This window comes from Mycobacterium shunyiense, from assembly GCF_058270035.1.
On record NZ_JBZDPT010000009.1, the window covers coordinates 25,107 to 51,073 of the forward strand.

The 25,967-nt window shown below is 66.0% G+C and carries 14 protein-coding genes; 11 read left to right on the forward strand and 3 right to left on the reverse strand.

Annotation, left to right across the window (positions count from 1 at the left end):
- The 9 genes from scpA (at position 1) to AC4ELS_RS07990 (ending at position 17,433) form a co-directional block, all read left to right on the forward strand.
- Entirely contained in the window at positions 1-2,253 is a 2,253-nt protein-coding gene (gene scpA / locus AC4ELS_RS07950; RefSeq protein ID WP_064883534.1) for a methylmalonyl-CoA mutase, read from the forward strand.
- A gap of 40 nt (positions 2,254-2,293) precedes the next feature.
- Positions 2,294-3,265, forward strand: a complete 972-nt coding sequence (gene meaB / locus AC4ELS_RS07955) for a methylmalonyl Co-A mutase-associated GTPase MeaB (RefSeq protein ID WP_064883531.1) — start codon at positions 2,294-2,296, stop codon at positions 3,263-3,265.
- Positions 3,266-3,291: 26 nt separating this feature from the next.
- A complete protein-coding gene (locus AC4ELS_RS07960) occupies positions 3,292-3,630 on the forward strand; it encodes a DUF4333 domain-containing protein (RefSeq protein WP_064958609.1) in 339 nt (112 codons plus the stop codon).
- 75 nt (positions 3,631-3,705) lie between these two features.
- Positions 3,706-4,971 (forward strand): esterase/beta-lactamase LipL, encoded by a 1,266-nt coding sequence (lipL, locus tag AC4ELS_RS07965; RefSeq protein ID WP_064883527.1) that lies wholly within the window; start codon positions 3,706-3,708, stop codon positions 4,969-4,971.
- Between the two features lie 963 nt (positions 4,972-5,934).
- Entirely contained in the window at positions 5,935-12,213 is a 6,279-nt protein-coding gene (pks2, locus tag AC4ELS_RS07970; RefSeq protein WP_448447746.1) for a sulfolipid-1 biosynthesis phthioceranic/hydroxyphthioceranic acid synthase, read from the forward strand.
- A 34-nt stretch (positions 12,214-12,247) separates the two neighbouring features.
- Complete coding sequence (locus AC4ELS_RS07975) at positions 12,248-13,663, forward strand: condensation domain-containing protein (protein WP_064958612.1); 1,416 nt, start codon at positions 12,248-12,250, stop codon at positions 13,661-13,663.
- 36 nt (positions 13,664-13,699) lie between these two features.
- The gene (locus AC4ELS_RS07980) at positions 13,700-15,424 is read left to right on the forward strand and encodes an AMP-binding protein (RefSeq protein WP_064883521.1); all 1,725 of its coding nucleotides are present in this window, start codon (positions 13,700-13,702) and stop codon (positions 15,422-15,424) included.
- 30 nt (positions 15,425-15,454) lie between these two features.
- Positions 15,455-16,159 carry a GAP family protein gene (locus AC4ELS_RS07985; protein ID WP_448447743.1) on the forward strand — a complete coding sequence of 235 codons (705 nt, stop codon included), beginning with the start codon at positions 15,455-15,457 and terminating at the stop codon, positions 16,157-16,159.
- 50 nt (positions 16,160-16,209) lie between these two features.
- A complete protein-coding gene (locus tag AC4ELS_RS07990; protein WP_499046664.1) occupies positions 16,210-17,433 on the forward strand; it encodes a PE-PPE domain-containing protein in 1,224 nt (407 codons plus the stop codon).
- Positions 17,434-17,463: 30 nt separating this feature from the next.
- Here AC4ELS_RS07990 and AC4ELS_RS07995 read toward each other — a convergent pair whose 3' ends face one another.
- From AC4ELS_RS07995 to AC4ELS_RS08005, 3 genes are all read right to left on the reverse strand, one after another.
- Positions 17,464-20,490, reverse strand: coding sequence for an MMPL/RND family transporter (locus tag AC4ELS_RS07995; protein ID WP_082963468.1), 3,027 nt, complete (start codon positions 20,488-20,490; stop codon positions 17,464-17,466).
- A gap of 126 nt (positions 20,491-20,616) precedes the next feature.
- Entirely contained in the window at positions 20,617-21,351 is a 735-nt protein-coding gene (locus AC4ELS_RS08000) for a hypothetical protein (protein ID WP_064958615.1), read from the reverse strand.
- Positions 21,352-21,399: 48 nt separating this feature from the next.
- Positions 21,400-21,768, reverse strand: a complete 369-nt coding sequence (locus AC4ELS_RS08005) for a hypothetical protein (protein WP_064883587.1) — start codon at positions 21,766-21,768, stop codon at positions 21,400-21,402.
- Between the two features lie 136 nt (positions 21,769-21,904).
- Here AC4ELS_RS08005 and AC4ELS_RS08010 point away from each other — a divergent pair, with 136 nt between their 5' ends.
- On the forward strand, positions 21,905-22,471 hold the full coding sequence (locus AC4ELS_RS08010) for a hypothetical protein (RefSeq protein ID WP_498883228.1): 567 nt from the start codon (positions 21,905-21,907) through the stop codon (positions 22,469-22,471).
- 301 nt (positions 22,472-22,772) lie between these two features.
- Complete coding sequence (gene ileS, locus AC4ELS_RS08015; protein ID WP_499046666.1) at positions 22,773-25,958, forward strand: isoleucine--tRNA ligase; 3,186 nt, start codon at positions 22,773-22,775, stop codon at positions 25,956-25,958.
- Positions 25,959-25,967: the final 9 nt, after the last annotated feature.

Here is a 25,967-nt window from a genome sequence, read left to right on the forward strand (position 1 = left end):
ATGACTGCCACAACTGGAATCGGAAGTTTCGCGGACGTACCGCTGCACGGCGAAGGCGCGGGTGAGCCCGCCACTCCGGAAGCGGTCGAGACGCACGTCGCGGCGGCCGCGACCGCGCATGGCTACACCCCCGAGCAGTTGACCTGGGCCACGCCCGAGGGGATCGATGTCAAGCCGGTGTACATCGCCGCCGACCGCGACGAGGCGGTCGCCGCCGGCTACCCGCTCGACACCTTCCCGGGGGCACCGCCTTTCGTGCGTGGGCCGTACCCGACCATGTACGTCAACCAGCCGTGGACCATCCGTCAGTACGCCGGTTTCTCAACTGCTGCCGAATCCAACGCGTTCTACCGGCGCAACCTGGCCGCCGGGCAGAAGGGCCTCTCGGTGGCCTTCGACTTGGCCACCCACCGCGGATACGACTCGGACCATCCGCGCGTACAGGGTGACGTCGGAATGGCCGGTGTGGCCATCGATTCCATTCTCGACATGCGCCAGTTGTTCGATGGCATCGACCTGTCGACAGTCAGCGTGTCGATGACGATGAACGGCGCTGTGCTGCCGATCCTGGCGCTCTACGTCGTCGCAGCCGAGGAGCAGGGGGTGCCGCCGGAGAAGCTGGCCGGGACCATCCAGAACGACATCCTCAAAGAGTTCATGGTCCGCAACACCTACATCTATCCGCCCACGCCGTCGATGCGGATCATCTCGGACATCTTCGCCTACACCAGCGCCAAGATGCCCAAGTTCAACTCGATCTCGATCTCGGGCTACCACATCCAAGAGGCCGGGGCGACTGCCGATCTGGAGCTGGCCTACACGCTGGCCGACGGTGTCGAGTACATCAAGGCCGGCCTCGATGCCGGCCTGGACATCGACAAGTTCGCGCCGCGGCTGAGCTTCTTCTGGGGCATCGGCATGAACTTCTTCATGGAGGTGGCCAAGCTGCGGGCCGGCCGCCTGCTGTGGAGCGAGCTGGTGGCGCAGTTCGACCCGAAGAACGACAAGTCGCTGTCGCTGCGCACCCATTCGCAGACCTCGGGCTGGTCGCTGACCGCGCAGGACGTGTTCAACAACGTCGCCCGAACCTGTATCGAGGCGATGGCGGCCACGCAGGGGCACACCCAGTCGCTGCACACCAACGCCCTGGACGAGGCGCTGGCGCTGCCCACCGACTTCTCCGCGCGGATCGCCCGCAACACCCAGCTGTTGCTGCAGCAGGAGTCGGGGACCACCCGGCCGATCGACCCGTGGGGCGGTTCGTACTACGTCGAGTGGCTCACGCATCAGTTGGCCGACAAGGCGCGTGCCCATATCCACGAGGTGAACGAGCACGGCGGCATGGCACAGGCCATCAGCGACGGCATCCCGAAGCTTCGCATCGAGGAGGCTGCGGCCCGGACCCAGGCACGGATCGACTCCGGTGCCCAGCCGCTGATCGGTGTCAACAAGTATCAGGTGGAAGAGGACCAGGAGATCGAGGTCCTCAAGGTCGAGAACAGCCGGGTGCGGGCCGAACAGCTGGCCAAACTGCAGCAGCTGCGGGCCGACCGCGACGAGTCGGCAACGCAGGCCGCGCTGGCCGAGCTGACCCGTGCCGCCGAGGCGACAGGTTCTGCGGGGGAGGACGGACTGGGCAACAACCTGTTGGCCCTGGCCATCAATGCCGCCCGCGCCAACGCCACCCTCGGCGAGATCTCCGACGCCCTGGAGAAGGTGTACGGGCGGCACCAGGCCGAGATCCGTACCATTTCGGGCGTCTACCGCGACGAGGTGGGGAAGGGCAGCAACATCGCTACCGCAACCGAGCTCGTGACCAAGTTCGCCGAGGCCGACGGCCGTCGGCCCCGGATCCTGGTGGCCAAGATGGGCCAGGACGGGCACGACCGTGGCCAGAAGGTGATCGCAACGGCGTTCGCCGACATCGGTTTCGACGTCGACGTGGGCTCGCTGTTCTCCACCCCGGAGGAGGTGGCCCGTCAGGCCGCCGACAACGACGTGCATGTGGTCGGGGTGTCGTCACTGGCCGCGGGGCACCTGACCCTGGTGCCCGCGCTGCGTGACGCGCTGGCCGAGGTGGGCCGACCCGACATCATGATCGTCGTCGGCGGGGTCATCCCGCCCGGGGACTTCGACGAGCTCTACGCTGCCGGCGCGAATGCGATCTTCCCGCCTGGCACCGTGATCGCCGATGCGGCCATCGGCCTGCTGCAGAAGCTGGCAGACCGGCTCGGTTACCAGCTGAGCGAGTAGTGGCTTCCGTTCGGCGGGCAGGAGCGGAGCGACCCGGGACATGAGTGCAGTTCAGGAACTGGCGGAGGCCATCCGGGGCGGCGACCGAGCTGCCCTGGCGCGGGCCATCACGATGGTGGAATCCACCCGGGCCGACCACCGTGACCAGGCTCAGCAGTTGCTGCTGGAGTTGATGCCCGAGGCGGGCAAAGCTCAACACATCGGCATCACCGGCGTTCCCGGCGTCGGCAAGTCGACGACGATCGAGGCCCTCGGCATGTACCTCATCGGGGCCGGCCACCGGGTGGCGGTCCTGGCCGTAGACCCGTCGTCGACCCGGACCGGTGGCTCGATCCTGGGAGACAAGACCCGGATGGCCAAACTGGCGGTTCATCCCGACGCCTACATCCGGCCGTCGCCGACGTCCGGGACGCTCGGTGGGGTGGCCAAGGCCACCCGCGAGACCATCGTTCTGCTGGAGGCCGCCGGCTACGACGTCATCCTGGTCGAGACGGTGGGGGTGGGGCAGTCCGAGGTCACCGTGTCGAACATGGTCGACACTTTCGTCTTCCTCACCCTGGCCCGCACGGGTGACCAGCTGCAGGGCATCAAGAAAGGTGTGCTGGAGCTGGCCGACGTCATCGTCGTCAACAAGGCCGACGGCGAGCACGCGATCGAGGCCAAGGCGGCCGCCCGCGAACTAACGGGTGCCATCCGTCTCATCTACCCCCGTGAAACGCTATGGCGGCCACCGGTTCTCACGATGAGCGCGATCGAAGGCCACGGGCTGACCGAACTCTGGGAGACAGTGCTCAAGCATCGTGAGGTGCTGACCCAGGCCGGTGAGTTCGAGGCCCGGCGACGCGCGCAGCAGGTGGACTGGACCTGGTCGATGGTGCGAGACACCGTGCTGGACCGCGTGATGTCGCATCCTGGTGTCCGCAGTATCCGCGACGAGGTGGAGCGCCGGGTGCGCGAGGGCGAACTGACACCGGCCCTGGCCGCGCAGGAAATCCTCGACGCGGCCGGATGACAGGGAAAGGCTGGGTTGACCCGGAGATGAGGGACGTGAAGGCGAAACTGCGTGTGCTCGTGGCTGCCGCGATGGTCGGCGGTGCTGTCCTGACCGGCTGCGGCGGTGGATCGACCGCCCCAGCACCCACCGTGGCCAAGTCCAAGCTGCAAACCATGGCGAAGGAGAACCTGGAAGCCGCGGCCAAGCGCAAGGCCAAGTCTGTGACCTGCGACGACGGTATCGTCGGCAAGGTGGGAGCGACCCAGCATTGTGTGCTGACAGACAAGAACGGCACCAAGTACGGCGTTACGGCTACGGTCAAGAACGTCGAATCCGAGAAGGTCAAGATCGACTTCAAGGTGGATGACAAGCCGAGTCCCTGACCCGATCGCCGGGCTCCGGCTAACAGGTAGATAACGCCTGTGGAATTTGCCGGGGGGCCAGGTAAATTCAAGTGTGTGACCGATCACAACGGGGAGCGCGACGAGGCGCTTCCACACGGCGTCCAAGGCGCGGCGGACAGGAACTTCTCCTGCACGGTCCGCGGGTTCTCAAAGTTGTTCCCAGGCCGGAAGTACGGCGGCGGGGCACTGGTGATTCTCCAAGACGGTCAACCGGTGGTCGACGTCTGGACCGGCTACTCGGACCGTTACGGTACGCAGCATTGGACAGCCGACACGGGCGCGATGGTGTTCTCCGCGACGAAGGGAATGGCCTCGACGGTCATCCATCGGCTCGTCGATCGTGGTCTGATCGATTACGCCGGCCCGGTGAGCGACTATTGGCCTGAATTTGGGGCCAATGGCAAATCCGCGGTCACGGTGCGACAGGTGATGGCGCACGAGGCGGGACTGTCTCAGCTCAATGGCGTCAGCAAAGCCGATCTGTTGGATCACGTGGTGATGGAAGGCCGGGTTGCGGCGGCGCCGGTGAACTCACTTCTGTTCGGCAAGCCCGCCTATCACGCGCTCACCTATGGCTGGCTGTTGTCGGGTCTGGCCCGCGCGGTCACGGGGCAGGGCATGCGCGAGCTGTTCCGGATCGAGTTGGCAGAGCCGTTGGGCACCGATGGCCTGCATCTGGGTCGGCCGCCGGCCGACGCCCCGACCCGGGCCGCACAGATTCTGGTTCCGCAACGACGGTGGCCCAACCAGGTCTTCGACTTCATGGCACCGCGGATCGCAGCGCTGAACTTCTCCGGCGCTTTCGGTTCCATGTACTTTCCCGGCGTGATGTCCCTCGTTCAGGGGGACACTCCGTTTCTGGACGCCGAGGCACCCGCCGTCAACGGTGTCGCCACAGCCCGTGGCCTGGCCAGGATGTACGGCGCAATCGCGAACCACGGCCGTTTCGGTGGCGCGGACTACCTGTCCGAGCGCATCGTTGGCGGCTTGGCCGGTCCGCCCGGTTTACGCCCGGACCGCAATCTCGGGGTGCCGCTCGGCTTCCATCTCGGGTATCACTCGGTGCCGTTCGGGATCATGCCCGGATTCGGTCATGTCGGGCTCGGCGGGTCGGTCGGCTGGGCGGACCCGGCCAGCGGGCTGGCGATCGGGTTCGTGCACAACCGTCTGCTGACTCCGATGGTGTTGGACATGGCCGCCTTCGTCGGTCTGAATGCCCTGATTCGCAAGGACGTGGCCCGTGCCCGCGAGCGGGGATTCGAGGCGGTGCCGAACCTCGGAGCGGACCCGTACGAGTTGTCCAAACCCGTCGCGGGATAGTTCACCCAAATGGGAGCCGACCGGTTGCAACCAGCAGGTCGGCTCCCGTTCGTTGCGGAGGGTTGAGCGCGGGCCAGGAACGGCCACGTACCGCTTCTACCTGCAGTGATATACATCACACTATGTCCCATATTTGGGAGGCTCGTCCCGTGGTTGCAGCGCATGTCCACCGTTAACCTCGGCAGATTTGCTTTGGTAGACACATTGTGGTTTTTGTCACGCATTCGCGTACGGCGTGGGCTGGATCTCAGTCGGCCTGCCCTGGCGCCGGAATTTGGTACGTCTACGTCTCCTGTGTTGCGACAGTTTCCCGGTCTGCGGTGATCCATGCTGGTTATGACGTTGCATAGTCAATGATGACCATTAGCTGATGCGTGATGAGGGTACACATTCGTACCATTTTCGCGTGCCTGCCGCATGGAACATGAATTCGGTTCAACTACGGATCCCATAGTTTGCGTGGCGGTTGCCAGCTAACTATTCGCAGTCGACCTATGAATTAACTGTGAGTGGTGAATCAAACACCGTTTTCAAACTATGGACAACCTGTGAAAGCGCCGCTCCGCGTCTTAAAACGGCTCGGGGTTAGTTAGCGGGATAATTACCCCCGCGCCGTGGTGGTGGGACATTGAGGGCTCAATAGTGTTGGTGCACAGCAGTATTGGTGAACTATGGCAGGTGTCGACGATCCGGGTCCGGTGCCTCGCTGATGAAATTGGCCGGTGCTGCCATTTCTCAAGAATTGGTCCGTGCAGCGAACGTCTGAAAGTTTTTGCGATCGGGTGTTTCCAACATCCAGTTGGTCCACGCGCTAGGCTACGGACCCGCGTTGGCAACGACTCGTACCGGATACGGGGATTCGGTACCGTGCGTCGTGGGCGACGTAGCGCACATTCTTTTCCGCGTTCTAAGTATGTTGATCGACGCTTTGCTGATCGATCGCATCGAGAGAGGTGAGCCAACTTGGCCGAGACACCAGTCACCCCGATTGCCGTAATCGGCATGGGCTGCCGTCTGCCCGGAGGGATCGACTCACCGGCCGCGTTCTGGCAGGCACTTCTGCGGCGAGACGACCTCGTCACCAAGGTTCCCCTGGATCGCTGGGACGCGGACGAATACTACGACCCGGAGCCAGGAGTGCCTGGTCGTTCCGTGTCCAAGTGGGGTGCGTTCCTCGACGATGTTTCAGGATTCGACGCGGACTTCTTCGGTTACGGGGAGCGTGAGGCGCCGTCCATCGACCCGCAGCACCGACTCCTGCTCGAGACGTCATGGGAGGCCCTCGAGCACGCGGGTCGTGCTCCCGGCGACATCGCCGGATCGTTGACCGGCGTCTTCCTCGGTATGACGCACAACGACTATCAGATGGTCGCTGCCGAGGCGGACGCGCTGGACGGCGCCTACGGTTTCGCCGGAACGAACTTCAGCCTGGCGTCGGGGCGTGTCGCCTACGCACTGGGCGTACACGGACCCGCGCTGACGGTCGACTCGGCCTGCTCATCGGGCCTGCTGGCCATCCACATGGCGTGCCGGAGCCTGCACGAATCGGAGAGCGACCTGGCCCTGGCCGGCGGCGCCTCACTCCTGCTCGACCCGAAGAAGATGGTGGCGGGCTCGGCGCAGGGAATGCTGTCGCCCACGGGCCGCTGCCATGCGTTCGACGTCGGCGCCGACGGGTTCGTCTCGGGCGAGGGCGTCGCCATGGTGCTGTTGAAGCGTCTTGCCGATGCCGAGCGTGACGGCGACCGGGTGCTCGCCGTGATCCGCGGCACCGCGGCCAACCAGGACGGCCACACGATCAACATCGCGACCCCGTCGGAGGAGTCGCAGAGCGCGGTCTACCGCGCGGCGCTGGCCGCCGGAGCGGTCGATCCGGTGACCGTCGGCATGATCGAGGCCCACGGAACCGGAACGCCGGTCGGCGACCCCATCGAGTACGCCAGTTTGGCCGCGGTGTACGGCACGGACGGCCCGTGCGCACTCGGGTCGGTGAAGACCAACATCGGGCACGCCCAGTCGGCGTCCGGAGCGATCGGTCTGATCAAGGCCGTACTCGCCCTGGAGCACGGCGCCGTTCCGGCCAACCTGCATTTCACCGAGTTGCCCGAGGCGATGGCCCGGCTCAACAGCTCACTGGTCGTCCCGACCGAACTGATGCCGTGGCCGGTCGCCGGGGAACACCCGCGTCGCGCGGCCGTGTCGTCCTACGGGTTGTCCGGTACCAATGTGCACGCGGTGCTCGAGCAGGCGCCCGCAGCCGGGTCCGAGCCCGCCGGCGCGCCGGGCGGTGACGGCGAGCCGATGATGTTCCCGGTGTCGTCCACCTCGGCCGACGAGTTGCGGCGGACCGCAGGCCGGTTGGCCAACTGGCTGATCCACGAGGCCGGCGACCAGCCGCTGCCGGATCTGGCGTACACGCTGACGAGGCGCCGCGCTCACCGGCCGTTCCGCACGACGGTGACGGCGGCGACCGCAGAGGAACTCGGGGCAGCGCTGCGGGAGGTCGCCGAGGGCGACGCGGTCTACGAGCCGGCCGTCGGAACCGGCGAGCGCGGACCGGTGTGGTTGTTCTCCGGCCAGGGTTCGCAGTGGGCGGGGATGGGTGCGCAACTTCTTGCCACCGAGCCCGCCTTCGCGGCGGCCATCGCCGAACTGGAACCCCTCATCGCCGCGGAGTCAGGTTTCTCCGTGACCGAGGCAATTTCGGATTCGGAGCCCGTCCAGGGCATCAACCGGGTGCAGCCGACGATATTCGCGATGCAGGTCGCGCTCGCTGCCGCACTGAAGTCCAGGGGAGTGCAACCCGGAGCGGTGATCGGCCACTCGATGGGCGAAGCCGCAGCCGCGGTGGTCGCGGGGGCGTTGTCGCTACAGGATGCCGTGCGGGTGATCTGCCGGCGGTCGACCCTGATGACGCGGATCTCGGGTTCGGGCGCCATGGCCTCGGTCGAGCTGCCGGCGCAACATGTGCTGTCCGAGCTCGCCGCCCGAGGCATCACCGACGTGGTGATCTCCGTGATCGCCTCGCCGAAGTCCACCGTCGTCGGCGGAACCACCGAACGCATTCGGGAACTCGTCGCCGATTGGGAACAGCGGGACATCATGGCGCGCGAGGTCGCGGTCGACGTCGCGTCGCATTCGCCGCAGGTCGATCCGATCCTCGACGAACTCGCCGAGGTGCTCAGTGACCTGACCCCGCTCACGCCGACGGTTCCGTACTACTCGTCGACGTCGTACGACCCCCGCGACGAGCCCTACACCGACGCCGACTACTGGGTCGACAATCTGCGCCACGCCGTGCGGTTCTCGGCTGCGGTGCAGGCCGCCCTCGAGGACGGCTACCGCGTGTTCGGTGAGCTTTCTCCGCACCCGCTGCTGGTTCACCCGGCCCAGCAGGTCGCCCGCAGCCTGGACATCAACATCGCGGCACTGCCGAGCATGCGGCGTGAGACCGAGATGCCCACCGGTCTGCTGCAGTACGTCGGCGACCTGCACAGCGCGGGCGCTGCAGTCGATTTCGGGACGCTGTACCCGGCGGGCACCCTCGCCGACGCACCTCTGCCCACCTGGACTCGTCTGCCGCTGACCGTCAGCCGGGACGCTCGCGAGCACGTTCCCGGGGGCGGACATCTGCTCAGCGTCCATCCGCTGTTGGGTGCGCACGTCGTACTTCCCGAAGACCCCGAGCGTCATGTCTGGCAGGCCGATGTCGGTGTCGACGCTCAGCCGTGGCTGGCCGACCATCAGGTCCACAACGTGGCCGCACTTCCGGGCGCCGCGTACTGCGAGATGGCGTTGGTCGCCGGTCGCTCGCTGCTGGGGGATGCCTGCGAGGTACGCGACATCACCTTCGAGCAGATGCTGCTGCTCGACGCCGAGACCGTGGTCTCGGCCGAGGCGAAGGTGACCCCCGAGGGGGCAGTGCAGTTCCTGGTCGAGACGGCCGGGGATGGCGAACAGATCCGGCGTGCCGCGGCGGTGATCGCCGAGGCGGAGCCTTCGGAGGCGCCGACCCGACTCGATCTGACCGAACTCAAAGCGGCCCACCCTCGCCGTGTCGAGGGCGATGCGCTGCGTAAATGGTTCGGGGACAAAGGTATTCAGTACGGGCCGGCGTTCTCCGGCCTGGCGGCGGCATTCACCGCCGACGGTCCCGTCACCAGTGTGCTGGCCGAGGTCGCACTGCCCAGCGCAATCCGGTCCCAGCAGGGCGCCTACCAGATCCACCCGGCCTTGCTCGACGTGTGCTTCCAGTCGGTGGCGGCGTACGCCGAAGGCGAGGACCCGGGCGGTCTGCTGCTCCCACTGGGCGTGCGGAGCCTGCGTGCGTCCGGGTCGACCCGTTCGGCGCACTACTGCCTGCTGCAGGTCACCAACGCCGACGCCACCAGCGTGGAAGCCGATCTCGATCTGCTCGACGAGGACGGTGAGGTCCTGCTCGCCGTTCGTGGTCTGCGGCTGGGCACCGGCATGACCGAAAGCGGTCAGCGGGAACGCATCTTCAACGAGCGCCTGCTCGCCGTCGAGTGGCACGAGCAGGAACTGCCGGAGGCCCGGACATCCGGGACGGGCAAGTGGTTGTTGATCACGTCCGACGGTTCGGATCTGCTGACCACGGAGTTGGCCGACGCGCTGGAACCCGACCTCGGTGACGTGTCGACAGTGGTCTGGCCCGAACGGGCGAACCAAACCGCCAACGCCGAATCGCTGCGCAAACACCTCGGTGCCGAGACCTACAGTGACGTCGTCCTGGTCCTGGCCGGCGCAGCGGCAACGGGGGACCGGGAGTCGGCGTCCCGGGGCCTGGGGCTGGTCCAGCGCGTGGTTCACATCGTGCGCGAACTGATCGACGTCGACGATCAGGCTCCGCGCCTGCACCTCGTCACACGTGGCGCGCAGTCGGTGCTGCCCGGCGATGCGCTCAACCTCGACCAGCTCGGACTGCGCGGACTGGTCCGGGTGGTCGGAAACGAGCAGCCGCAACTGCACGCGACGCAGATCGACGTGGACGAGCGCACCGATCCCAAGGACATTGCCCGCCAACTGCTCGCCGGCAGTCCCGAGGACGAGACCGCCTGGCGCGACGGTCGGTGGTACACCGCACGGCTGGGGGCCAGCCCGTTGGCTGCCGACGAGCGGCTGTCCACCACCGTGGACCTGTCCACCGATGCGGTGCGCCTGAGCATCCGGACCCCAGGTGACTTCGGTTCGCTGGAGCTGACCACCTTTGAGCGGTCGGCCCCCGAGAGCGGCTGCATCGAGGTGAGGGTCAGCGCGTCGAGCCTGAATTTCGTCGACGTTCTGGCGGCGTCGGGCCGGTATCCCGGTCTCGCCGAGCAGTCCGCAGCGCTGGGCCGCGATTTCGCCGGCGTCGTCACGGCCGTCGGACCCGACGTCACCGACCACAAGGTCGGCGATCGGGTGGCCGGGGTTGCGGCGACCGGTTGCTGGGGCACGTTCGTCACGTGCGCGTCCGACCTGGCCGTCGCGCTGCCCGATGAGTTGGCCGTGGACAGTGCCGCCGCGGTGCCCACCGCGCATGCCACCGCGTGGTACGCGCTGCGGGAGCTGGCGAGGATATCGGCACAGGACAAGGTGCTGATCCATTCGGCAACCGGAGGCCTCGGCCTGGCAGCCATAGCCATCGCACGCGAGTGCGGAGCCGAGGTGTTCGCCACTGCCGGCAGTCCCGAGCGTCGGCAACTGTTGCGCGACATGGGCATCAAGTATGTCTACGACTCGCGCACGCTGAGCTTCGCCGATGAGATCCGCCGCGATACCAACGGATACGGTGTCGACGTCGTGCTCAATTCGCTGACCGGGTCAGGGCAGCGTGCCGGACTGGAACTGCTCGCCTTCGGCGGCCGGTTCGTCGAGACCGGAGTTGCTGACCTTCGCGGTGACGCCACCCTCACGCCGGCGATGATCCGAGAGGGCCTGTCGTTCCACGCGGTCGATCTGTCGTCGCTGAGCCAGCGTCGACCCGACGTCGTCCGCCGACTGCTGCAGACGGTGTTCGGCAAGCTCGCCGAAGGCGCGCTACCGCTGCCAGAGATCAGCACCTATCCGCTGACCGGATGGGCCGCGGCGATGGAACTGATGGATGCGGCCGGGCACACCGGCAAGCTCGTCGTGAAGATCCCGGAGTCGGGCTCGGATACGGCGGTGGTGCCGCCCGAGCACGCACCGGTATTCCGCGCCGACGGGGCTTATGTCATCACCGGCGGTCTCGGCGGCCTCGGACGGTTCCTCGCCGAGAAGATGGCCTCGGCCGGTAGCGGCCGGATCGTGCTCAACGCGAGGTCCCAGCCGTCCGCCGAAGCACTCGTCGAGCTCGACCGGATCCGCGGCCTCGGTACCGAGGTGGAGGTGGTCACCGGTGACATCGCCGATCCCGCCACTGCCGCGGCGCTGGTGTCGGCGGCGACCGCCACCGGACTGGCACTGCGTGGTGTCCTGCACGCGGCAGCGGTCGTCGAAGACGCCACGCTGACCAACATCACCGATGACCTGGTGGCCCGAGATTGGACACCAAAAGCTGTGGGCGCGTGGAACCTTCACGACGCGACGCGGTCGGAGTCGCTGGACTGGTTCTGCTGCTTCTCGTCGGCAGCCGCCCTGGTGGGCTCACCGGGGCAGGGTGCGTACGCCGCTGCCAACAGCTGGTTGGACGGATTCACCCAGTGGCGGCGAAACGCGGGACTGCCGTCGAGCGCCATCGCGTGGGGCGCGTGGACCGAGATCGGCAAGGGTGCCGGTTTTGCCGAAGCCTCCGATTCGGCGATCGCGCCCGACGAAGGTGCCCACGCGTTCGAGACGATGTTGCGGCACAACCGTGGCTACGCCGGCTATACGCCGATCGTGGGGGTGTCCTGGCTCGCCGACTTCGCCAAGCGGGTCCCGTTCGCCGAGTCGTTCCGTCCCGCGAGTTCCGGGGATTCCGATGCCAGCGGGTTCCTCACCGAGTTGTATGCCAGTCCGCAGGACGAATGGCCTTCGCGGTTGCGCCGGCTGGTCTCCGACCAGATCAGCGTGCTGCTGCGTCGTTCGATCGACCCGGATCGTCCGCTGGCCGAATACGGTATCGACTCACTGGGCAACCTCGAGGTACGGACCAGGATCGAGACCGAAACCGGGGTGCGGATCAGCCCGGCGGACATCACCACCGTCCGCGGGCTCGCCGACAAGTTGTGCGAGAAGTTGGTCGCCAATGCCGACACGGAGCTGACACCGACGGCGTGATGCCGAATTCGGTTGAGTTTATAGAGGAGTCACGTTGCAGTTAGGGTCCGTTTCGATCGGTTCGGTCGAAGAGTGGGACGCACCGCCCGGTTCTGCCGTTTCCTGGCGAGCCTCGCCGGCCTCGTGCGCCAAGGCGGCTGAAGCGCCCGTCAGTGACGTGCCGGTCAGCTACATGCAGGCCCAGCACCTGCGCGGGTTCGTCGATCAGCGAGCCAAAGGCCTGGACTACTCCCGTCTGGTGATCGTGACGTGTGACATTCCAGGGCAATGCGACATCAGGGCGATGACCTACGTGGTCAATGCCCATGTGCGCAGGCATGACACGTTCCGTAGCTGGTTCGAGTACCACGATGTCCACGACATCGTGCGGCACACGATGCCCAATCCGGCCGACATCAAGTTCGTGCCCACCCGGCACGGCGATCTCACGTCGGAGGAACTGCGTCAGCTGACGCTGTCGACGCCGGATCCGCTGCACTGGGACTGCTTCACCTATGGCATCGTCCAGTACCCGGATCGGTTCACGATCTACGTGAGCATCGACCACCTGCACATGGACGCGACGTTCGCAGGTGTCACGCTCATGGAGTTCCACGCGATGTACACCACCCTCGTCAGTGGTGGCGCGCCCCTGGCACTTCCGGAGGCGGGCAGTTACGACGCCTTCTGCATGCGTCAGAAGGAACTGCTCGGTGCTTTGACGCCGGATTCGCCGGAAGTCAAGGCGTGGGCCGACTTCGCGACCAGCAACAAGGGCAGTCTGCCGGACTTCCCACTGCCCCTGGGCGATCCGCTCGAGCCGTGTGGAGCGGAGATGTGGGTCGAGACCCTCATGGACGAGGAGCAGACGGCCAATTTCGAATCGGCATGCGTCGCAGCCGGGGCCCGCTTCATCGGTGGCATGCTCGCCTGCACCGGGATGGCCGAGCATGAACTGACCGGAGCGGATACCTACTACGGGCTGACACCGAGCGATACCCGCAAGACCACCGCCGACCTGATGACGATGGGCTGGTTCACCGGGCTGGTCCCGATCACCGTCCCGATCGCGGGTAGGTCCTTTGCCGAGTCGGCCGTTGCGGCACAGCAATCCTTCGACGCCGGACATCAGCTCGTCGATGTCCCGTTCTACCGGGTGCTCGAGCTGCGACCCGAATTGGATTGGCCGAGGCCGAATTTCCAGGTGATCAACTTCCTGGATGCCGGGGCGGCCCCGTTGTCGGTGCTGCTCACCACCGAGCTGGAATCGATGCGGATCGGCATGTTCAGTGACGGCGTGTACTCGTACCAGATGACGGTGTTCCTGGTGCGATTGAAGGACCGCACGGCGGTCTCGGTGGTCTATCCGAACAATCCCGAGGCACATGAATCGGTCGGCCGGTACGTCAAGGTGCTGAAGTCGACGTGTGCACGGGTGCTGGAAAACCTCAGCGCAGGGTCGCGCAGGTGAGCCGCGGAATGAAGTCAGAACAGGAAGGCACACTCGATGGCTGAGTCAACACTCAACGGCGTGTTGCGTGAGCGGGCGAGCATGCAGCCCAATGACATCGCCTACACCTTCGTCGATTACGAACGCGACTGGGATGGCGTTGAGGAGACCCTGACCTGGGGTCAGCTCTACCGACGCATCCGGAATCTGGCGGGGGAACTGCAGACCCACGCCGCAGCGGGGGACCGCGCGGTGGTGCTGGCACCGCAGAGCCTCGACTACATCGTCGCGTTCCTGGCTTCACTGGAAGCCGGGGTGGTCTGCGTCCCGCTGTCGACGCCGATGATCGGCGCCCACGACGAGCGGGTCACCGCGGTCCTGCGTGACGCGGCGCCCACCGTCATCCTCACCACGTCCGCGATTTCCGCGACGGTGACCCCGTATGCGGTGGCCCAGGACGGCAACCCGGCACCCGTCGTGCTCGAGGTCGACACGCTCGACCTGGATTCCCGCAAGGCGGTACGGCTGAGGCGCGAAGCCGCCCCCGAGACCGCGTACCTCCAGTACACGTCGGGCTCGACGCGGACTCCCGCGGGCGTGATGGTCTCGAACCGCAACCTGACGGCCAACTTCGAGCAGATGATGGCCAGCTTCTATCCGGACTACAACCGCGTGCCACCGGCCGACACGACCGTCGTGACGTGGCTGCCGCTGTACCACGACATGGGGATGATGGCGGGCATCGTGGCGCCGATCCTGGGTGGATGGCGCACGGTGATGATGAGTCCGTTGGCGTTCCTGGCCCGTCCGGCACGCTGGATGCAGCAGCTCGGCAGCGTGACCACTGGCCTGACCGCGGGGCCCAACTTCGCCTTCGACCTGGCTTCGGCCAAGACCACCGATGACGATATGGCGGGTTGTGACCTGGGCAACGTGCTGAGCATCATCAGCGGCGCCGAGCGTGTTCACCATGCGACCGTCGAACGCTTCACCAAGCGGTTCGCCGCATTCAATCTGCAGGGCAAGGTGATTCGTCCGTCCTACGGCCTGGCCGAGGCCACGCTGTACGTCGCGACGCGCGAGCCGGGCAAGCCGCCGGTGGTGGCCCACTTCGAGCCCGAGAAACTGGCCGCCGGGCACGCCGAGCGGTGTGCCAGCGGAACCGCGCTGATCAGCTACGGGACACCACAGAGCCCCGCCGTACGGATCGTCGATACGGAGTCCCACACCGAGATGCCCGCCGGGATGATCGGTGAGATCTGGGCGCAGGGCGAGAACATCGCGGCCGGATACTGGAACCGGCCCGCCGAGACGCAGGAGACCTTCGGCGCGACCGTCGACGGCGTCCCCGGCGGAACATGGCTGCGGACCGGCGATCTGGGCTTCATCTCCGAAGGCGAGTTGTTCATCATCGGACGGGTCAAGGATCTCCTGATCGTCCGCGGGCGCAACCACTACCCGGACGACATCGAGGCCACGGTCTCGGCGATCTCCCGTGGGCGCGTCGCTGCGATTGCGGTGAACCATGAAGAGGAAGAGAAGCTGGTCGCCGTCATCGAGGTCAAGAAGCGTTCCGACGAAAGCCCGGAGGACCTGTCTGAGCGTCTCACGTTGATGAAACGCGAAGTGATCTCCGCCATCTCGACGGCGCACGGACTCAACCCCGCCGACCTGGCACTCGTGGCCCCCGGCTCGCTCCCGATCACCACCAGCGGCAAGGTCCGTCGTCAGGCGAGTGCAGAGCTGTACCGGCGGCAGGAATTTGCGAGGTTGGACGCCTGATCGGGGCTGAACCGAAGCGCTGAAACCACCATGTGGGCAACCCTTTTGCTGATGGCCATCGCGGTCAGCCTCGAACCCGTACGGATCGGGCTGACCGTGTTGATGCTGAACCGTCCCCGGCCGGTGCATCAGTTGCTGGCGTTCCTGTGCGGTGGATTCCTCATGGGCCTGGTGGTCGGCGGGACGGCGTTGCTGGTCCTCGACGCCGCACCGCTGGCCGCAGGCACGCTCACCGTGCCCAGGATGCAGATCGGGATCGGCATCCTCGCCTTGGTCGCCGCCGTGTTGGTCGCCGCCAACGTGGGCTCGCGGCGGGCGCAAAAGGCAGAGCCGGCGCCTGAGGAATCCGGCTCCGGCCAGGTGGCAGTGGCGGCGCCGCGCGTCGGTCTGCGAGACCGGATACGTGCGGTCATGCAAGGCAATTCGCTGTGGGTGGCCGGCGTCAGCGGGCTGGGCATCGCGCTGCCGTCGGTCGACTACCTGGCGGCACTGGCCGTCATACACGCCTCCGGTGTCGCACCCGGCACACAGGTTGGCGCGGTGATCGCCTTCAACCTGGTGGCATTTGCACTCGTGGAGATCCCACTCCTGAGTTACCTGATTGCGCCGCAACGTACGCTGGTGTGGATGACCCGCGTGCACACCTGGATCCGTTCGTGCACGCGGCGCGACGTAGCGATGATCCTCACTGCTGCAGGTGCTTTGTTCATCACGATCGGTCTGCTGGGGATTTGAGCGGCAGCATGACACCGCCGACGGGCGGTGCTCAGAAGGGAGACGGCAGGATGCCTGGAGTCAACGGAGGACGTCGGCGCCGCGTGCCGCAAGGCCTGCTGGCCGGAACCTTCGCCGTCGGCCTCGTCGCCGCGGGAACGGTGTTCGGCGCCGGAACCGCGTCCGCCGAGAACGCGCTGATCTTCGGCGGCGCCCGCGGCCCCGGCATTCCGTGGGACCAGATCACCAACAAGGTGGGCCGCGGTTACTACCCGAATGCGAACCGGCGCATCGTCGAGTATCCCGCCGGGATGGTGTACGGCCGGCTGCCGGACAAGTTGTGGCCCGGCAACGACATCTCGACCGACAGTGTGGGCGACTCGGTGGACATCGGTGCGCGCAACCTGAAGACCGCGCTGCAGAACACTCCCGGCCAGACCGTGGTGGTCGGCAATTCCGAGGGCGCGCTGGTGCTCAGCGAGGCGCTGGCGCGCCTGTCGCAGGATCCCGGTGCGCGCGCCCCAGAAGGCGTGTCCTTCACATTGTTCGGGCCCCCGCAGTCGGTGACACCCTTCAGCCATTCGGTCCTGTCATCGCTGACGCCGGGAACGTACGTGCCGCTGATCGACTACACGGTGCGCGGTCCGGTGGAGAGCCAGTACGACACCACCCTGGTCGTGGGTGAATACGATTTCATCGCCGACTTCCCCGATCGGCCGGACAACTTCCTGGCGCTCGCGAATTCGCTTGTTGCGCTGGAGTATCTGCACACCGAGACGTCGTACTCCACCCGTGAGGACGTGCCGCCGCAGAACATCTTCGTCACGGTCAACTCCAAGGGAGCCACGCAGACGGCGTATTTCCTGCCGACCCAACTCCTGCCCCTTACCAGGCCGCTTCGCGATCTCGGAGTTCCCAACGAGCTGGTCGACCAGCTCGACGGCGTGGTTCGTCCCATGGTGGACGCCGGATACTCCCGTAACGACTACCCGGGTGCACCGGCTACCGGTATCGATCCCGTGGCCCGGGCCAACGTCGAGGAGTGGCTGCGGCAGGCCGGCACCGGTCTGTCGGAACTGCCGCCACAGCCGGCTCCCGTGTCGCAGCCCACGATCAAGGTGAGCCGCACCGACCAGGAGAACATCGACAAGGCCGTGCAGGGCATCAAGGTGAGCCCCACCGATCAGGCGAACATCGACAAGGCTGTGAAAGACGTCAAACTCAGCCCCACCGATCAGGCCAACATCGACAACGCCGCTCAGCAGGTGAAAAACCTGTTCCCAGGGATCGGCTAGCCGGCTCCGCCCAGCGTTGCCGAGCTCGGCTCAGTTGCCGGGCTCGGCTTCCTGCTTGACCCCCACCCGCAGCCGACTGCGCACCCGCTCGACCTGCCGGGTGACGAAGTCCGACGGCCACCAGTTCGCCGTGCCGATCAGCGTCGCGATGGCGGGCACGGTCAAGGTGCGCACCAGGAACGTGTCCAGCAGAATCCCCACGCCCACAACGAATCCGGCCTGCACGACGGTGGAGATACTGGCGAACAACAGCCCGAACATCGATGCGGCGAAGATCAGCCCGGCTGCCGTGATCACGCCGCCGGTGGATCCGACGGTACGGATCACACCCGACCGCACGCCATGTGGCGACTCATCGCGTATTCGGGAGATCAGCAGCAGGTTGTAATCGGCTCCGACGGCGACCAGCACGATGAAGGTCAGCGCGGGAACGCTCCAGTGCAACTGTTGGCCGAGGACATACTGGAACATCACGACCCCGATGCCCAGAGCCGACAGGTAGGAGATCACCACCGAGGCGATCAGGTAGATCGGCGCGACCAAGGCTCGCAACAGGACCACCAGGATCAGCAGCACGACAGCGATCGTGAGCGCGAGGATGAGCCGGATGTCGTGGTTGTAGAAGTCGCGGGTGTCGCGGAGCATCGCCGGATATCCGGCGATCGACACCGAGGACCCTTCGAGCGCGGTGTTGGGCAGGGCGCCACGTGCGGTGTCACCGATCGCATTGACCAGGTTCATCGCCTCGGTGCCGAACGGGTTGATGTCGGTCTGGATCAGGTAACGCGCGGTATGACCGTCGGGAGAGATGAACGTCGCTGCGGCCTTGCGGAAGTCGTCCTGGGTGAGGATCTGGGCGGGCACGTAGAACCCGGCCATCGGGGGACTGGCCGCGTCGGTCTTCATGTTGAGCAGGAATGCCGACGCCTCGTCGAGCCCCGATCCCATCCGCTTGGTCTCCGTGACCAGTTGCGAGACCCCGTCGGCGATCTGTCGGCTGGCGTCGGCGAGGGTGTCGGCACCGGTCTGCAGGGTGCTGAGCTGCGAACGTGCCTGGGCCGGGTTGGCCAGACCCATGGATTGCATGGCCTTGCTCGCGGTGTCGATGGTGGTGCTGAGCTTCTTGACCGTGTCATCGAGGGACTGCATCGGATCTGTTGCCCGTAGATCCCGGGCCAGGGCAGCGATCTGATCGAAGGTTCCATCGGTGCGGGCCGCGGCCAGACGGCGCAGGGCTCCGCGGGCCTCAAGGCAGGCTGGGTCGGTCAGACAGACGGGGCTGGTGTCCAGTCCCCGCAGGACCGGATCGATCCACGGCATTCCGTTGGTCAGATCGGAGAAGTTCGAACCGAGTGAGTCTCCGAGTGCCCGCATACTGCTGACAAGCTTTGCCGCGCTGTCGACCTGCTGAAGTGTCGTATTGCCACCGACCTGCTTCTGCATTGCCGCCAGGGCATCGACCAGGCCACGCGCTCCGGCCACGCCGCGGGTGACCTGTGTGCGCACGTCGAGAAGGCTGGTCGCCAGGGAATCGGCGCCGTCGGTCAGCCGGTTGAGATCGCTTGCGCGCCCGTTGATCTGGGTTGACGCGTCATTGAGCTTGGTCCCGACCTCGCCGGCCTGATAGCTCAGTCGTGCCTGCTGCAGCGATTCTCCCGTGGGACGGGTGATCCCGCGCACGACGGCGATCCCGGGAAGTTGGCTCACCCGCTGGGCCATCTGTTCCAGGTCGGCCAGTGCCTGCGGCGTACGCAACTCGTTCGGAGACTGGATGATCAGATACTGCGGAATGGCCGAGCTGATCGGGAAGTGGTCTTCCAGGGCCGCATACCCCATCGAGCTCTCGGCGTGCGCCGGCAGCGCCTTGCGGTCGTCGTAGTTGTACTGGACGAGGGATGCGCAACTGGCCAGTGCCGCGAGGACGACCAGGCTGGCGGCCAGATGGGACCACGGTCGGCGCACGATGCGGATGCCGGACCGTCGCCAGAGTCGGCTCGTGAGGTCACGGCGCGGGGCGATCCAACCGTGCCGTCCGACGAGCACCATCACGGCAGGCAACAGTGTCAACGCGGCCAACAGCGCGATGCCGATGGCGACGGCGAGCGCGGTGCCCACCGTGGAGAACACGCCGAGTTGGGCGAACGTCATCCCGAGGAAGGTGACGGCCACCGTCGCGGCGGACGCGGCAATGACTTTGCCGATCGAGCCGAGTGCTTGTTCGACGGCGCGATCGGACTCCAGTCCGTCGCGCAGATAGTCGTGATATCGGCTGATGAGGAACACCGCGTAGTCGGTCCCGGCGCCTGCCATCATGGCGGTCAGGAACACGACGGTCTGGTTCGAGATCCCCATCCCGAGCGAGGCCAGGCCGGCGACCACTGATTGCGCTGTCACCAGGGAGGCCCCGATGGTGAGCAGGGGCAGCAGCATCGTGACCGGATTCCGGTAGATCAACAGCAGGATCACCAGGACCATCCCGATCGTGGCGATCTCGATGGCGGTCGTGTCGTGTTCGCCGATGTCGGTGAGATCGGCGACGGTGGCGGCCGGGCCGGTGAGGCTCGCGGTGAGCGAGGCGTCGTGCACGCTGTCCTTGACGATGGCGGCGACCCGGGTATACGACGCGTACGACTGCGGCGAACCGACGTTGCCCGCGATGCCCACGGGCAGGATCCAGGCCTTGCCGTCCTTGCTGGCCATGAACTCGCGCAGGGGAGGGGTACTGATGAAGTCCTGCAGCATCACGACGTCGGCGTCGTTCTTGCGCAGGTTGTCGACCAGCGTGCGGTAGGTCGCTTCGTCGGCCGGGCCCAGGCCCTTGTCGTTGCTCAGGACGACCAACAGCACGTTTTCCGAGCCGGATTCGTGGAACGCCTCGGTCATCTCACGGGTGGCGAGGGTGACGGGTGCGTGTGACGGCAGGATCGCGACGGGCCGTTGCTGCACCATCAGCGTCAGCGACGGGAACGTCAGTGGGAGGGCAGCCGTGATGGCCAGCCAGATTCCGATGACGAGCCACGGCCATCGCACTATCAGTGAGCCGAGCCGGACGAACAGCGAGGAGTGTTCGGCCGTGCTCGTAGATTCTGTCGGCGACGGCACTTTACGATCCTACGGGCGAGCGGGACGGCAGCGGGCGGTGCCGTGGGGACAGTGAATTGATGTGCGCCTCGACCTCACCGATCACCGATTGCTCGGGGACAGCCACCGCGTCTTGATCCGCCAGGAATGCGCGGACGCGAGTGCGAAGATCGCGCCGCAGCCGCAGGCGAAAATCCAGACCAGTCGGCCGTTCTCGATGGGTTGCAGCGCCGGAACAAGCGAAGTGACGATCCGTGTCGCGCACGCGAGCACGCCGCTGATCGAGGCGAACAGATAGATGTTGGCGATCCGCCGGGACCGCGGATCCTTGCGGAGGATCAGCATGGCGCGGGCACCGTACCCCAGCAGGTAGATCAAGGTGCCGCAGAGGATGATCCAGTACACGCTGAGCCAGAAGTCGGTCGGTACCTGGAAGAAGTCGGCTCGGTACACCGCGGCGCCGTTGCCCATCGAGAACGTGGCCAGCAGGACCGGGATACAGATCGTTGCCGGGCGCTCGACGTACTGCTTGAACGAGCGTTGCATGGCGCTGTCGTCCTGGAGCCGGCCCAGGGAGTTGTACACGATGGCCGACGCCGCGACGATGTAGCAGTCGTGCCCGATGTAGTCCTCGACATTCCACTTGCCCGTCAGCTCGTAGAGGACCTGTCCGATGGTCGCCGAGGCCCAGGGCGACATCAGGAGCACGGCCAGGCCCTGGAGCGCGATGTTGAGGGTGGCGGCCACCTCCCACCGACACGACCAGGTGACCCTCCTGATCCACAGGCTCCACAGGATGCAGGCCAGTGTGATCAGGATGAGTGTGGCGACGGACATAACGATCTGCCTCGGACGGTGTTGCGGTTCAGCTGACGTGCGGGTTGCTCACAGCGGGGGTGCGTCGGATCTCGGGGTCAATTGGGACAGTCTCTTGGAGCGGTGGACGGTCGGGCGCACGCGGGTGGCGGTATCCGTCGGTGCCACCGTCACCGGCGACGACTCCATGTAGTGCCAGACTTCCTGGCGGCTCATCAGCCCGAACCGGATCTGCAGGTCGGGGTAGCTGAGATGGAAGCGGTCGGCCACCTGCCGCAATTCCTCGGCGTTGGGGTAGTCGGCTTCTTTCACACGCCGGTAGTACGTGCTGCTGGATACGCCCAGCGCGCTGTACACGGCCTTGGCGTCGACCTCGCCGTCCAGCAGATAGTCGAGCAGGGCCTTGAGCTGCCTGCCGTTCTCGTCGGTTCGCGGCATCAGAACACAATAGACCCCGGGCCCGGAGTTGGTCACAGCGAACCGCAGGGAAGCCAGCAATGACGTAATTGACAACGATGTCAGAGTTTTGGCACAGATCTCCCATTTTTGGGACTCTCTGGCTACCGTTACACCTATGTCTGTTTCCGTCCTGCCCCATGCATACGGCGCGAGCTCGTGGATCGCCGACTACGGCACCGTGGGGCCTCCCGTTGTCGCAGATCTGGCGTCGGTGTCCAGTTCGCTGGACGAGGTGTTGTCCGCGGAGGTGCACGAAGCCCAGCTCGCGATGGGTTGCACCGCCGAGGAGCTGCTGCTGGCTGCGCTGGGCCGGACGGTCGCCCGCACCATCGGTGAAGGTGTGCTGGTCGTCGACGTCGTCACTGGTCCCGAGCGCGCCGGATACCGCCGCGTCGGGGTGCCCTGCATGTCGCATCGTGGCCTGTCTGGGCACGAATTGCTCGCGGCGGCGCGGCCCGTCGTCGACAACGGGGACCACCCACCGGCGGACATCGCCTTCGCCTACGGCGAGGGGCCCCGGGCCGGTCAGTGCGAACATCCGCTGTCGTTGCACATCCGGCGTGACAGTGCGGCCACGATGAGCCTGGACTGGCGGTTCGACAGCCGCGGGTTCGACGAGTGCACGGTGCAGGAATTGGCCGAGCAGTTCCCGCTGGCACTGATCGAGGTCACCTCCGGTTAGGTGTGATTTCTCGATGATTTGCGGTGCTCACTAGACTGGGCGCATCGGCGCTGATCCGGCCATCACCGGGGAGCCTTCGGAAGAACAGTTGCGGGATCCGCGGCTCAGTAGAACCGGACGGGTGGGCCCGTGATCGCCTGAAAGTTGAGCGGCGCGCTGCGTGACAGCGCGCAAGCGGGGTGGTACCGCGGCGCTTGCGCACCCGCGCGACGTCGTCCCCGTGCCTAGGACACACAGGCTCCTCAATGAGGGGCCGGCGACGCGGCCCGACGGCCACGTCATAGGCACAGGAGACGCGTCAGTGACTGCCCAATCGGAGTCTTCAACGTCGGCCGGATATCCCAAGCCGGCGGCACCCAACTTCCCGGAGCGGGAACTCGAGGTGCTCGACTATTGGGCCGGCGACGACACTTTCCGGGCCAGTATCGCGCGCCGTGCGGATGCCGAGGAGTACGTCTTCTACGACGGACCGCCGTTCGCCAACGGTCTGCCGCATTACGGCCACCTGCTGACCGGCTACGTCAAGGACATCGTGCCGCGATACCGAACCATGCGTGGCTACAAGGTGGAACGCCGGTTCGGGTGGGATACGCACGGCCTACCCGCCGAACTTGAGGTGCAGCGCCAGCTGGGCATCGCGGACAAGGCCCAGATCGAAGAGATGGGCATCGAGAAGTTCAACGCGGCCTGCCGAGCCTCGGTCCTGAAATACACCGACGAGTGGCGCGCCTATGTCACGCGGCAGGCCCGCTGGGTGGACTTCGACAACGACTACAAAACCCTCGACCCGACCTTCATGGAGTCGGTGATCTGGGCGTTCAAGCAGCTGTGGGACAAGGGCCTGGCCTATGAGGGCAACCGGGTGCTGCCGTACTGCTGGAACGACGAGACCCCGCTGTCCAACCATGAGCTTCGGATGGATGACGACGTCTACCAGAGCCGCCAGGATCCGGCAGTGACGGTCGGCTTCACGGTGACCGAGGGCCCGCTGAAGGGCGCCCACCTGTTGATCTGGACGACGACGCCCTGGACGCTGCCGTCCAACCAGGCTGTCGCCGTCAACCCCGACATCGACTACGTCCTGGTGAAGGGCACCGACGGGCGGCGGTACGTGTTGGCCCAAGCGCGGCTCGCAGCCTACGCGCGCGAACTCGGGGAAGAGCCTGAAGTCCTCGGCAGCTACACCGGGCGCGACCTGCTCGGGACGCACTACCTGCCGCCGTTCCCCTACTTCATGGACGCACCCAATTCGTTCCAGGTGCTGGCCGCCGATTTCGTCAGCACCGAGGACGGCACGGGCATCGTGCACATGGCGCCTGCCTACGGTGAGGACGACAAGGCCACCGCCGACACCGCCGACATCGTCGCGGTCACCCCGGTGGACTCGAAGGGCCGTTTCGACGCGACCGTGCCCGATTACGCGGGTCAGCATGTCTTCGACGCCAACTCGCAGATCATCCGCGACCTCAAGAACGGTGACGGGCCTGCTGCCGCCAACGGCGCGGTGCTGCTGCGGCACGAAACCTACGAGCACTCCTACCCGCACTGCTGGCGGTGCCGCAACCCGTTGATCTACCGCGCGGTCTCGTCGTGGTTCATCAAGGTCACCGACTTCCGGGACCGGATGGTCGAGCTCAACCAGCAGATCACCTGGTACCCCGAACACGTCAAGGATGGACAGTTCGGAAAGTGGCTCTCCAATGCGCGCGACTGGTCGGTGTCTCGAAACCGGTACTGGGGCAGCCCGATTCCGGTGTGGAAGTCCGATGACCCGGCCTATCCGCGGATCGATGTCTACGGCAGCCTCGACGAGCTCGAACGCGATTTCGGTGTGCGGCCGACGGATCTGCACCGACCGTTCATCGATGAACTGACCCGGCCCAACCCCGACGATCCGACCGGCAAGTCCACGATGCGCCGCATCGAGGACGTGTTCGATGTGTGGTTCGACTCGGGTTCGATGCCGTACGCGCAGGTGCACTACCCGTTCGAGAACGCGGAATGGTTCGACGGCGTCGGCGGTGCCGACAATGAGACCGGGGGCAGCGGCGAGGACGCGCATTTCCCGGGCGATTTCATCGTCGAGTACATCGGCCAGACCCGCGGCTGGTTCTACACCATGCATGTGCTGGCCACCGCGCTGTTCGACAAGCCGGCTTTCAAAACCTGTGTGGCGCACGGGATCGTGCTGGGCAACGACGGTGCGAAGATGAGCAAGTCGCTGCGCAACTACCCCGATGTCAGCGAGGTCTTCGACCGCGATGGGTCCGACGCCATGCGCTGGTTCCTGATGGCTTCGCCGATCCTGCGCGGCGGCAACCTGATCGTCACCGAACAGGGCATTCGTGAAGGTGTCCGTCAGGTGCTGCTGCCGTTGTGGAACGCCTACAGCTTCCTGGCGTTGTACGCGCCGAAGAAGGGCACCTGGCGCACGGACTCGGCCAACGTGCTCGATCGCTACATCCTGGCCAAGTTGGCGCAGTTGCGTGACGATCTGACCACTTCACTGGACACCTGTGACATCTCCGGGGCGTGCGACGAACTGCGGCAGTTCACCGAGGCACTCACCAACTGGTATGTGCGTCGGTCACGTTCGCGTTTCTGGGAAGAGGATGCCGACGCGATCGACACCCTGCACACCGTCCTGGAAGTGACGTGCAGACTCGCGGCTCCGCTGTTGCCGTTGGCCACCGAGGTGATCTGGCGGGGCGTGACCGGTGAGCGTTCGGTACATCTGACCGACTGGCCCGAAGCCGATGTGGTGCCGCACGACGCTGAGTTGGTGGCCGCGATGGATCAGGTCCGCGAGGTGTGTTCGGTGGGCTCGTCGCTGCGCAAGGCCAAGAAGCTGCGGGTGCGGCTGCCGTTGCCGAAACTGACTGTCGCGGTCGAAAACCCAACTGCCCTCGCCCCGTTCGCGGATCTCATTGCCGACGAGCTCAACGTCAAGGCGGTCGAGCTGACCGACGACATCGACGCCTACGGCAAGTTCGACCTCGCCGTCAACGCCCGCGTCGCGGGTCCCCGGATCGGTAAGGACGTGCAGGCCGCGATCAAGGCCGTCAAGGCAGGGGAGGGCGTGGTCAATCCCGACGGCACCCTGACCGCGGGGCCGGTGGTGCTGCAGCCCGAGGAATACGCCGCCAAACTGGTTGCCGCCGACCCGGAATGGACCGCGGCTCTGCCCGACGGTGCGGGCCTGGTGGTGCTCGACGGCACAGTCACCGAGGAGCTTGAGGCCGAGGGCTGGGCCAAGGACCGCATCCGCGAACTGCAGGAACTGCGCAAGTCCACCGGCCTTGAGGTGTCCGACCGGATCGTCGTGCAGATGTCGGTGCCGGCGCAGTACGAGCCATGGGCGCGGGCCCATCGTGATCTCATCGCCGGAGAAATCCTGGCCACCGGTTTCGAATTTAGGGGCACGGACACGGTGCTGGAGGGCACAGAGATCGGGGACGGAGTGCGGGTCGCGATCGCAAAAGCGTGAGGCGGTGGG